The sequence below is a fragment of the Sphingobium sp. JAI105 genome (genome assembly GCF_015752145.1).
In the GTDB taxonomy this organism is placed as follows: domain Bacteria; phylum Pseudomonadota; class Alphaproteobacteria; order Sphingomonadales; family Sphingomonadaceae; genus Sphingobium; species Sphingobium xenophagum.
In genome coordinates, this window is sequence record NZ_JADOUC010000002.1 from 663587 (window position 1) to 674998 (window position 11412).

Genomic DNA, 11412 nt, shown 5'->3' on the forward strand with positions numbered 1-11412 from the left:
CCCAGATAAGGAATCACTTGGATCGGTATTAATCGGCGTGTCCAAGCATTGGCTGCTGCCTTCGGCCCGATTTTGGAAGATTATCGCGCAGATTTTCCCCCGCAACTGCAACACATGCCGCGCGCGATCCATATTCTCCCGTCCAGCCTGCATGAAGGAAAGCTGCGCTGTGGACATTTTCAACCCCGATCTCATCGTCTTGCCGCAGGGCAGCAATTTCATCGGGGGACGGCGTGTTGTCGGGCGCGGACAGGCGATCCCCGTGCGGCGCCCCTCGGACGGGCGGATCTATGCCGACCTCGACAGTGTCGATGATGCGCAGTTGGCGCAGGCGGTCGAGGACGCGCAGCGCGCCTATAAAAGCAGCGGCTGGGCGCAGACCGACCCGCGCGGCCGGATGCGGGTGCTGCGCCGCTGGGCCGACCTTATTGAAGGCGAGATGGAAATGCTCGCACCGCTGGAGGCGCTTGGCTCCACGCGCATGATCCACGAAATCCGCGCCTGGGATGTGAGCTATACCGCTGAAACCGTCCGCTTCTTTGCCGAATGGGCGGACAAGATTGGCGGCGAAGTCGCATCTACCACGCCGGACAAGCTGGGCCTTACCATCCACGAACCCTATGGCGTGGTCGCTGCGATCGCGCCGTGGAACCTGCCGCTGGTCATGGCCGCATGGAAAATCGCGCCCGCCATCGCGGCAGGCAACAGCATCGTGCTGAAGCCGTCGGAAATAACGCCGTTCAGCATCGTGCGGCTGGCGGAACTGGCGATCGAGGCTGGCTTGCCCGCCGGCATTTTCAACATCGTGCAAGGTGACGGACGCAGCGTTGGCGATCCGCTGGTGCGGCGTCCTGAGATCGCCAAGGTCACCTTCACCGGGTCAACCGCGACGGGCGCGGCGATCATGACCGCCTGCGCCCAGACCGGCCCCAAGCCGGTGACGCTGGAACTGGGCGGCAAAAGCCCGCAGATCATCTTCGCCGATGCAGGTCTGGACAAAGCATCAGCCATCGTCGCGCGCGCGATCACGCTCAATGCCGGGCAGGTCTGCGTCGCAGGATCGCGCCTGCTGGTGCAGGACAAGGTCGCCGATCAGGTCATCGATCGCATCATGGCGGCCTTTGCGGCGCACAAGCCGGGACCAACCTGGGCCAGCGACAGCACGCTTGGCCCGATCATCTCCGATGGCCAGCTCGATCGGATCGACGGTATCGTCCAGCGCGCCGTCGCTGATGGCGCACAGGTGCTTACCGGCGGTACACGCGCCACCGCACCGCAGGATGGCAGCTATTTCCTGCCCACTTTGCTGCAAAATGCTGCGCAGCATAGTGAGGCGGTACAGGGTGAGATTTTCGGACCGGTGCTGACCGTCCAGACCTTCGCCGACGAAGGGGAAGCCTATGCGTTGGCCAATGACAGCAATTATGGGCTGGCCGCGGGCGTCCATACCGGCGACCTCAGCCGCGCCCTGCGCGCCACCCGCGCGCTGGAGGCCGGCACTGTCTGGGTCAACCGCTATGGCCGCAGCAACGACTTCATCCTGCCGACTGGCGGCTTCAAGCAATCGGGCATCGGCAAGGATCTGGGCCGCGAAGCCTATGTCGCCAATCTCAAGACCAAGGTGGCGCTCGTCGAATTCTGATCAGCGCGCCGCCATGCGCTGCACAGTGCCGACATCGATGACGCCCAGCCGCGCCATGCTGCGGGCCTGGCCCAGTTCGACGATCTGCTCGACCTGTGGGTGGCGGCCCTGCGCCACCTTCAGCCGATAGCGGCCGTACCGAACCCGCTCGAAACTGAACATGCCGTCAAACTCCGTGCGCGCGCGATAGGCGCTTGTACCATCCATCGTCAGCAATTCGATCGTCTCGCCCGCCAGCGCCCGCCCGTTCATCGCCAGCGTCCCTTCGACCGAGGCGGAAGGCGATACGCCCAGTTCGACCACTTCGTGCAGGCCAGCGCGCGGGGTGACAAGGACGCCGGGATTGCTCGGTATATCGAACGGATCGGACAATGATGCTTCGTCCAGCGCAATCTTGATCGGGGTAGCGGGGCTTAGCCCGTCCAGTTCGATGTCCCGTGCCTCTTCCCCGCGCAACCGGGCGGGTAACGGCAGATCGTTCACCAGTACCCCGACCGGGTCGGCAAAGGGCGGTTCGCCCGCATCGCGCCGTCCATTGCCGTCCAGATCGTGAAAGGCCCGCACCAGCAATCCGCCGCCCCGTGCCTGAGACGCGGAACGTACCCGGCCAAACCGTCCGTTCGCGCCTGGGCCTACGCTTAACGTCAGTCCCAGGCCGATCGCCACCGCCCGGCGGCTGTCGCCCGACAGGTTCAGCGTCAGCGCCGCCGGGCCGAAATCGCGCGCATAGGCTGCGTCGATCGCGACCTTTTTCTCGCTCGCCGCATAATTGGCGGAAATCTGCACCATGTCGGTTGCCCCCAGCGCCCGGTTCGCGGTCAGCTGGACCCCCATCAACGTGGGATCGGGCTTCAGTCGCCAATGGACCTCGCCCCGCAACCTCACCTTGCCGGCCCGCCCGCTGACCAGCAGCCCGGCTGTCGCACTCTCGCGGGCCATGCCGTCGCTCGACTGGAACCGGCTCCATCCACCCACCAGACTGGCCGCCACGCTGCGTGTCGCAACCGACAGGCGACCATTCGCCTCTACCCCCTGTCCGCTCTGCTGCCGGGTCGAGCGCAGGTCGAAATGCAGTGGCAGGATCAGACCGGCTGCATGGACCGGCCGGTCGAGCGCTACCCCGACATAGGACCGCAGTGCAGGGTCCATCCGCTCGGATCGCAACCCGCGATTATGGACAGCCTCTACCGCTATGCTGGTCTTGAACAGATCGCCGACGACAGAAGCGCGCATGGCCGATCCGCCGCCCCTGCGGCCTGCCCAGGACACTTCCCCCAGCATTCCACCCAACCCGCCGCGCAGGTTTAGATGGCCAAAATCGGCGCTGCCATCTGATGTGGGCGCACGTATGATCGCGGCGCCGATCGACGTTCCCCGGCCCAGTCCATGGTCGACAGCCATGCTGCCGCGCCATCCCGATGCCGGGGTTTGCCGGCTCGTGCCGAAACGCAGCAGATCATGATTGCCCTGCACGATATTGGTGGACCACCAGGTTTCGCCCGGCCCCGGCGATTGCGCGGCGATATTATAGACCCGCCGTTCACGTCTGACCTGCCCCTGAGGGCCATAGCGGACGACTTCCAGCACATTGACGCCATGGCGCAACGCAATATCGCGAAAGGCATAGCGTCCATTCGCATCCGCGGGGACCACGCGGAGCAATTCGCCGTTGCGATAGAGTTCCGCGTCCCACCCCTGCGGTAGCAGGCCAGTCAGCGCCACCTTGTCAAATTCGCCAATGGCATCGAGCGGCCGGTTGGTCAGCGCCACGCCGCGTCCGCTGGCTGATCCGGCAACAAGGGGGATGGCAAAACTGTCCACATCCCCTATGGCGGCCTGTGTCGCTGCCAACGGCCCCAGCAATTGCCCGTCGGGATCGGCCCGGTAGAGACGCAGCCGCAAACTGTCCGGCATGGCGTTCGCATCGGACGCCAGCCGCGCTTCGGCAGACGCATAGGCCAGTTCGCCCGACGCCAGCATTTCATATCGTGTCGTTCGCACCTGCGCGCCCTTTGCGTCGCGCTGCCACCCGGCGGCCAATGATGCATCCAGCGCAGGCATGCGCCATAGCCGATAGGGGAAGCGGTGCTTCTCCAGTCCCGCTGTCTGTGGCTGCGTTTTCGTCGCCAACCGCTCGGCCGCCGCTGTCCGGCGCAACGCGGCTTCGATGGGCAGCGGCGCGGGGGATGTGATGGTCAGGATCGCGTTGGTCGTGTCGGTATCAAATGTAACGCCCAGCCATCGGCCCAGCGCGTGGGTATCCACGCACCATCCCGACCGGCTGTCATGAATGTCATTTGCGCCCAGCCGCATATATTCCGTCCCGAACCGCGCCTCGCCGGTATCGCGGTCGATGGCGATATGCCGCGCCTCGTCAAAAGCCCAACCTTGCGCCCGGCGCTTGTCCTCGCTCGGCACCACGGCAATCTTCAGTGCGTCGATCACATCGCCCATATCCAGGCAGATGGCATCCTCGACCGTGAAGCCGCGAATGCCGTTGCCGACGGACAGTGACCCGACCCGCGCATCGAATAACAGCGCGTCGTCGGCGGACAGCAGGGCGGCCGCCGCCATCGCCGGACCCGCGCGCAACAGCAGCAGGACCAGCAGGCATGACAGCAAAACACGCCACAGCCGGGGCTGCGCGTTCATGGGATATGGACCTGTGGTCTGGTGTCAGGGTCGCGCCACGGCTGTTTCGCTCACTGCGCCGCCCGCCGCGGGGTCCGTCTCCACGAACCGCACCTTGAGCGGCCCGCTTACCCGCGCCAGCGCGGCCCGGTCCACCGGCAGCATGATGTGCCGCTGCGCTACTTCAGGATAGGCGGCGATCCCCTTGATCGTGGCGATCGGCGTTTTGCCGTCGGCCTGCATCAATTCCAGCGTCCCATAGACGGATCGGTCGCCCGCACGCATCAGGTCGACATCCAGTTGCGCCTGTCCCTCCTGTACGCTCAAACGGGCGTTGTTCAGGCTGGCGCTGCCTTTCGGCTCGCCCACGCGCACGATGACGGGAATGGTGACGCCATAAATCGGTGTCAGGCTGATCGACATACCGTCAGCGGCGGGTTGCGGCGCGGCCGCGTCGGCGACGTCAGGCACCGCGCGGAACAGCAGGTGCGCGCGATATTCGCCACCCGGCATGGTCGGCGGCACCCGCACGCCGATCCGAACCGTCTGCGACTGTTGCGGCGCCAGCGTGATCTTGCGCGGTGCATAAGTGATCAGGTCCAGCGCTGCGGCATCGCGCTGCGACGCGGTGGCCTCATCGACCGATTCGATCGTGCCCTGTTCGGTCATCTTCCGCAGCACCAGCGATATGCGATATGTCGTCGCCTTGTCGCCAGTATTGTTGACCACGACCTCGCCGCCGCTATTGGCGCCCATGATCAGGCGGGTCGGCGCGACCAGCAGGTCGCCGGCGGCAGCCTGCGCCATGGTCGGCGCAAGGGCATGGCTGGCGACAACCGCCGCCATCATCATTGTGCGTTTCATATCATTACCCCATGTCAGCGGCTTCGTGTCCAGCGGGCCGCAATGGGCAAAGATGACGAAAATAGGTTAGCAACTCGCTAACCATGCCGGGTGGGGTCAGAAATATTCGACCATCACTTCATAACTGCCGGTGTATGCGCCTTCGGGCTGCGCCGCCGACAGGGTCAGCTTGCCGCCGACGCTGAACTTGTTTTTGCGCTTGCCGGGATCCAGCACCATCGTCGATTGCGACGCTTTGGGAATGGCCGTCATGCTTTCGCCACGGCCGTTGGTCAGTTGCGCAGGGGCCAGCATGATGCCGACCATATAATCTTTGGGACCGGTGACATAGAATAGTCCGGCCCGCTCACCGCCCAGGCATTGCAGCCCTGCTGAGCAGCGCACAGTGCCAGATGGCGTCAGCTCTATCGTGCCGCCGGCAGCGCTGGCGGCGATCGTCCCGAAACTGATGTCTGTGGCCGCCTCGACAATCGGCGCCTGCTTGCGCGGGTTGGCATGGGCCATATGGCCGGGCAGGGGGGACAGGCTCAGGGCAATCGCCGCCATGGCGGATATTGCACGCATCGCCCCGTCCTCCCTTCGGCATCGGCGTGGGTGCGGCGCTTATGCGCCGCCCCTGCCGACCGTGATTACTGATAGGAAACCGAAACCGCATATTGGCCCGAATAGGTGCCGGCGGCCTGATTGGCGTCGACATTGAGCGTGCCGGCAACCTTGAAGCTGCCATCGCCCGTGCCGGACAGGGTCATTGCCGACGTCGTCGTGGCAAGCAACACCGCCATGCTGTTCGATCCGCCATCGGTCAGCGTGATCGACGGATTGTCGATCGCCACGGTCACGGTCTCATTCGCGGCACCGACGACGGCAAAGGCGCCCGCGGTGGTGGTGCCGAAGCAGGACAGGCCGCTGCCGCACACGCGGCTATTGTCTTTGGCGATGGCGACGGTCGCAGCAGCGGCCGACGGCACGATCTTGCCAAAGTCCAGGTCCGACGATTTGGTGACGGTGATGGCGCGCAGGATCTTAACCGTCGCATCGCCCGTGGCGGATGCAGCGTGGGCCGGTTCGATCGAGAGCGCAGCGCCCGCAAACAGCATGGCAGTCAGGCTCAGGGCTTGAACGGATTTATTGGTCATGTGATATACCCCTTGGTCAGCGTCGGCATTCCAGCTCCGACAGAGGCATGGATAGGAAATGTCCGTCTATCTAAGGCTAATGGGCATGGTAAAGCCGCGATTAACCATCGAAATGACCAGGGAATCTATCCTAAATTACTGATATTCAAAGCTAATATTATATTGCCCGGCATAGCTGCCCGGCGGCGTCCCCGCCGTCACGATCATCTGTCCGCCCACCGCATAGGATGCCCCTGCGGGACTCGCCGTCGTCACAGGCCCGGATGGCAACAGGGTCACCATCAGACTCGCGGCATCCGGTCCCATCATCGCGACTGCCGGGTCGATCGATACGAACAATGGCGAGTCTGAGCCGGTCAACCGGAACAGGGCGGGCTTCCCTTTGCCCAGGCACAGCATTGCGCCGCTGCAATCGGTCCCGCCATCAGGCCGCACCGTCACGATCCCGTCCTGCGCCGCAGGAAGAATACGCCCGAAATCGAGCGATTCTTCCTGGGTCGCCGATAGCGATCGCAAGATCGTCACCGCCGCGCCGCCGGAGGCGGCATTCGCTGTTTGCCCCATGGCAAGGCTGGAACAAGCCATGGCTCCGGCGAACAGGATGACCCGCATCAAGGGGTATGAAATGATGCTGCCATCCCGCATTACGCCGTTATGCTCGCGAATTGGTATAAATACGTAAGCACAAATGCTTACCGCAACGTTAAGCCTGTTGCAGCACGGGCGGCAGGCCGTTGTCCGGGTTCAGCGTGGCAAAGCCCGATGCATAGGCCAACCGCATGACTTCGGTGAAATTGTCCGCGCCCAGCTTCAGCATGATCTTGGCGCGATGGGCCTCCGCCGTCCTTACGCTTATCGCCATCTGCTCGGCCGCATCCTTGTTGGTCATACCGCTGACCAGCAGGCGCAGCAGTTCGCTTTCCCGCTCGGTCAGGCTGGCAATGCGCTGCTGCGCCTCGGTATTGGCGCTTTGGTCATCAAGCACCGTTTTCAATTGGCCCAGGCCAGCCTTGACCGCTGCATAAAGCGTTTGCGGCTGGCACGGCTTTTCCAGATAATCGATCGCGCCCATCTTCATCGCCTGCACCGCCTGACGGATTTCGCCCCGGCCCGACATCATGATGGTGGGAAATTGGCTGCGCCTCGCTCCCAGCTTTGCGACTGTCTCAAACCCGTCCAGGCCGGGCATATGACGTCCATCAGCAAAAGCCCGCCAGCAACCGGCATGGCGTCGAGGAAATCCTGGCCCGACGCAAACATCTCGACATCGACCCCCGGCACGATTTCGAGCAGGTCGCGCAACGCGACGCATGTTAGTTCGTCGTCATCGACGACATAAACCTTATGTATCACGTCGACCCCAGCTTGTTAAACATTTGTTATACATGCGCGCTAACCCAACTATATCCCGCCATCAAGCGCCGTGATGGGTAAATGCGGCGGCAGGTGTTCCGCAGAGGGACCAAATAGCTTTAGCCAGCATTTGTAGCGCTACAAAGCCCTTTCTGGCTGGCCTGTGATCAGCGTGAACCGTTCGGCTGCTCCGCGAATCAGGTCTCGCCATTGCTCGTCGGACCACGCCTCCAGCTCTTCATAAAGCTCGCGTAGCGCGCTGCTGGTCGTTGCGCTCTCAAACAGGCCGGCCGTCCCGGCCAACTGGTGCATGGCGTTGCGCAACTGCGCCTTTGTCTCGCTCGTCAGTCCATCGGGCGCGGCGGCATCGGCGAATAGTGCGGCGATATTATCCAGCCGCTGGCGATACATGCGCGCCAGTTCCGGGGACGGCGCTGATCCTGTCAGCATCCGATCGTCGTTTTCCACGCGCAACCACGGCTTCAGTGCCGCCTGCAAATCGCTCATCCTGACCGGCTTGGCCACATGGCCCTGCATGCCCGCATCCAGACAGGCCGTAATATCGTCCGCATAGGCATTTGCGCTGATCGCGATGATCGGCAGCCGGTCGGGACCATAGCCACGCCTGCGCAACGTGCGCGTCGCCGTCATCCCGTCCATGTGCGGCATGCGCAGGTCCATCAACACCAGCGCGTAGGGCAAACCCCGCGCATGGGCGTCATCCACCATGGCGATCGCTTCGGCACCGTTGGAGGCGATGGCGACTTCATGGCCCAGCCGCTCCAGCATCTCCGACACCAGCAACTGATTGATGTCATGGTCCTCGACCAGCAGGATGCGGCGCGCGATGGTGGCCCTGACCGGTGGATCCATCATGGTGGGCGCAGGCGCCACTGCTTCGCCCTCGGCGGCTACCAGCGGTATCTGAAGCGCGACGATCGTGCCCTCGCCCGGACTGCTGCGCAGCACGACCTGTCCGCCCATCAACCGCGCCAGCTTGTCGCAGATCGCCAGGCCAAGGCCCGAACCCCCATGGCGCTGTGCCGCCGCCCCATGCGCCTGGACAAATTCCCGAAATATCGCGGTCTGCCGGTCATGGGCTATACCAATGCCGGTATCCTCCACCTCTATGCGCAACACGCCATCGGGCAGCTTGATCGCCCGGATGGTGATATGCCCTTCATGGGTGAATTTAATCGCGTTGGCCAACAGGTTGACGATGATCTGGCGCAATCGCAACCGATCGCACAGGATCATCTGCGGCAAAGCCGGGTCGACGATGACGGACACGGGCAGCCCCTTGCGTTCGGCCAGCGCATGGAGTGCGGCAACGCTCGACTGCAACTTCTTCTGAAGGTTCACAGGTTCGGGTTCCAGCACCATCTGCCCCGCCTCGATCCGTGAAAAATCCAATATGTCGTTCAGCAATTCCATCATCGACTGGCTGGATTCCAGGATGAGCTCCAGCTTGGTGCGCTGCGCATGCCGCGGCTCATCCTGCAACAGCAATTCGGTAAAGCCGATAACGCCGTTCATCGGCGTGCGGATCTCATGGCTCATATTCGCCAGGAAAACGGCCTTCGCATTGGCTGCCTGTTCAGGGCGCACCAGCGCTGCCTCATTCTCCTGTTCCAGATCCTTGCGCCGCGTGATGTCGGTGCCAACCCCGATCAGGCCGATCAACTGCCCTTGCGTATCGACCTCCGGGCCACAGATCAGGTCGACCCAGCAAATGCCGCCATCGCTGTGGCAGAAGCGCAATTCCACTCGCCATGTCCGCCCTTGCGACATGGCGGTCCGCCATTGCGCCCGTATCTTCTCACGATCATGGGGGTGGATCGCCGCCATCCAGCCAACGCCCATGACCGCGTCGCGAGACAGGCCAGTGGTTTTCAGCCAGGCGTCATTGGCGAAATTGCAAAAGCCCAGATCGTCCGTGCGGAAAATCCCGGCAGGTGACAGGCTGGCCAGCGCGGAAAAATGCCGTTCGCTTTCCTCCAGCGCGCTCACCGCCTGCTGGAGCATCGTTTCGCGCTCCATCAACTCGCTGGTCTTTATCTCCACCTGCTGCAACGCATAGGCTTCGCGCCGGATGTAGGACAGCGTCAATATGCCGAATATCCAGCTGATCGCCAGCCCGCAAAGCAGCACCAGCCAGCCTTCGCTCGTCGATACGCTTCGCTCAAACTGGGGCGTGCTGGTCCAGCGCACCGTCCATCTCTGCTCCATCAGCAACAGCGTGCGGGTTACGCTATATTTGGGTCGATGATTCCCCTTGGCAGCGCTGGCATAAATAGTGTCATCATCGGCCGTCACAGGCCCATCGAAAATATGGATGTCCAGCGACCGTCCCTGACTTTGCGTCAAGCCCTCCATCAGGCGGTTGGCGACGAACGGCGCATAGATCCACGCGATCAGGGCCTTGCGTCGCTCCTCCACGGTCGCATGGGGCAGGCCGGGCTGATAGAGCGGCCGCAACAGCAGGAATCCGGGGCGCTTTTGCGCATCCTGCACCAATATGATGCGCCGGGTGATCGTCGCCTTGCCGGTGTCGCGCGCGTGCAGCGCGGCGGATCGCCGCCGGGCTTCGGCCAATATGTCCAGCCCCATGGCGGCGCGGTTGGTGGCTATCGGTTCGATCTGAGCGATCACGCCGCGCAGGGGGGCGTTGCTGTCGGGATGGATGCGATAGCCGGGGAAACGCTGCGTCTGCGCGCGCATAAACGCGGGCAGCGTCGCAGGTGTCACGGGACGGATATAGCCCATGCCGTTCAGACCGGGCAGGAATGTGCCCATGTTCAGCGCCGCCACATAGGCGCGCCAATCGTCCGGGGTTATCTCGTCCGACGCGGCAAATAGCGCCGCAGCGCCGTCCAGGCTGCGGGAATAGGCTTCCAGCCGGTATCGCAATGCCCGCTCATTTTCATGCGCCAGCACGGCAAAGCTCGCCTGGTTGCGGTCATGGACGAATTCGGACGTGACCTTCCATGCGGTCAACGTGCCACCGATCATGACCATCATGACCGCGCTCATCGTCGCGGTATAATGCGCGATCGGCTCGCCGCGCCACAATATGCGCCATCCCTTCCAGGGACCGAGCATGATGACCGGGGTGACGATCAACACCCCCAGCAGATCACCTGTCCACCATGTCGCCCAGCTTTCGGCAATGGCGGTCGCAGGGATGGAGTGGTTCAGGTACAAAGTGGTGACGCCGATGCTGGGCGCGATGACGCAGGCCAGCGGACAGATCAGCGCCGCCATCAGCGCAACGTCCCATGCCGACGTCAACTGGATCGGCGTCCCGAAGCGCTTACGTACGATGCAGGCGGCGACCAATGCCTGCAAGGTCGATCCGATTGCAATGCACAGCGCGTTGGACAGGATCAGCGGCAGGCCTGCCGTTTCCAGTCGCATCATGCCGATTGCGACATTGACAAGAAACGCGCCGATCGCAACGCCCGGCCACAGCGTACGTCCGAAAACCAGGATGGCGGACACGGCGATACCCGACGCCGGCCAGATCACTGTCGCATAGCCGGGCGGGATCGCCATTTTCAGGCCCAGCCACCCGACGACGCAATAGGCCAGCGCCAACGCGGCATTCAGCGCCGCGATGCGCGGCGCGAAAAGACCCGCGCGCAGCCTCCTGTCACTACCGGTCGATGCTCGGCTGTCCTGATATTCCATCCTGCCCCCGGCACAGACAGGGCGGCGCAGTTCCGCCCTGTCTGACATCGCGCTTATAGGGCGTGGCGCGCAATCGGCAATGTCAGCTTGTCTATG

The 11412-nt window shown here is 63.3% G+C and carries 9 protein-coding genes; 1 reads left to right on the forward strand and 8 read right to left on the reverse strand.

Annotated elements, in window-relative coordinates; all coding sequences use genetic code 11:
* The first annotated feature begins 169 nt into the window (after positions 1 to 169).
* Positions 170 to 1642, forward strand: a complete 1473-nt coding sequence (locus IWY39_RS20520; RefSeq protein WP_229380677.1) for an aldehyde dehydrogenase family protein — start codon at positions 170 to 172, stop codon at positions 1640 to 1642.
* Here IWY39_RS20520 and IWY39_RS20525 read toward each other — a convergent pair whose 3' ends face one another.
* The 8 genes from IWY39_RS20525 to IWY39_RS20555 form a co-directional block, all read right to left on the reverse strand.
* Positions 1643 to 4294 carry a carboxypeptidase-like regulatory domain-containing protein gene (locus tag IWY39_RS20525; protein ID WP_107125330.1) on the reverse strand — a complete coding sequence of 884 codons (2652 nt, stop codon included), beginning with the start codon at positions 4292 to 4294 and terminating at the stop codon, positions 1643 to 1645.
* 24 nt (positions 4295 to 4318) lie between these two features.
* Entirely contained in the window at positions 4319 to 5137 is an 819-nt protein-coding gene (locus IWY39_RS20530) for a DUF916 domain-containing protein (protein ID WP_229380678.1), read from the reverse strand.
* 96 nt (positions 5138 to 5233) lie between these two features.
* Positions 5234 to 5701 carry a DUF4402 domain-containing protein gene (locus IWY39_RS20535; RefSeq protein WP_107125332.1) on the reverse strand — a complete coding sequence of 156 codons (468 nt, stop codon included), beginning with the start codon at positions 5699 to 5701 and terminating at the stop codon, positions 5234 to 5236.
* Positions 5702 to 5766: 65 nt separating this feature from the next.
* On the reverse strand, positions 5767 to 6273 hold the full coding sequence (locus IWY39_RS20540; RefSeq protein WP_107125333.1) for a DUF4402 domain-containing protein: 507 nt from the start codon (positions 6271 to 6273) through the stop codon (positions 5767 to 5769).
* A 135-nt stretch (positions 6274 to 6408) separates the two neighbouring features.
* Positions 6409 to 6885, reverse strand: a complete 477-nt coding sequence (locus IWY39_RS20545) for a DUF4402 domain-containing protein (RefSeq protein ID WP_231377856.1) — start codon at positions 6883 to 6885, stop codon at positions 6409 to 6411.
* A 91-nt stretch (positions 6886 to 6976) separates the two neighbouring features.
* On the reverse strand, positions 6977 to 7462 hold the full coding sequence (locus IWY39_RS20550) for a response regulator transcription factor (protein ID WP_229380680.1): 486 nt from the start codon (positions 7460 to 7462) through the stop codon (positions 6977 to 6979).
* Positions 7390 to 7626, reverse strand: a complete 237-nt coding sequence (locus tag IWY39_RS24185; RefSeq protein ID WP_229380681.1) for a hypothetical protein — start codon at positions 7624 to 7626, stop codon at positions 7390 to 7392. The genes IWY39_RS20550 and IWY39_RS24185 overlap by 73 nt, the downstream gene beginning before the upstream one ends.
* A 138-nt stretch (positions 7627 to 7764) precedes the next feature.
* The gene (locus IWY39_RS20555) at positions 7765 to 11364 is read right to left on the reverse strand and encodes a CHASE domain-containing protein (protein ID WP_229380682.1); all 3600 of its coding nucleotides are present in this window, start codon (positions 11362 to 11364) and stop codon (positions 7765 to 7767) included.
* Between the last annotated feature and the right edge of the window lie 48 nt (positions 11365 to 11412).

Coding starts and splice junctions, on each gene's coding strand:
- IWY39_RS20525 (WP_107125330.1), bottom strand. CDS start 4,294: ATGAACGCGCAGCCCCGGCTGTGGCGTGTTTTGCTGTCATGCCTGCTG.
- IWY39_RS20530 (WP_229380678.1), bottom strand. CDS start 5,137: ATGAAACGCACAATGATGATGGCGGCGGTTGTCGCCAGCCATGCCCTT.
- IWY39_RS20545 (WP_231377856.1), bottom strand. CDS start 6,885: ATGCGGGTCATCCTGTTCGCCGGAGCCATGGCTTGTTCCAGCCTTGCC.
- IWY39_RS20550 (WP_229380680.1), bottom strand. CDS start 7,462: ATGCCCGGCCTGGACGGGTTTGAGACAGTCGCAAAGCTGGGAGCGAGG.
- IWY39_RS20535 (WP_107125332.1), bottom strand. CDS start 5,701: ATGCGTGCAATATCCGCCATGGCGGCGATTGCCCTGAGCCTGTCCCCC.
- IWY39_RS20555 (WP_229380682.1), bottom strand. CDS start 11,364: ATGTCAGACAGGGCGGAACTGCGCCGCCCTGTCTGTGCCGGGGGCAGG.
- IWY39_RS20540 (WP_107125333.1), bottom strand. CDS start 6,273: ATGACCAATAAATCCGTTCAAGCCCTGAGCCTGACTGCCATGCTGTTT.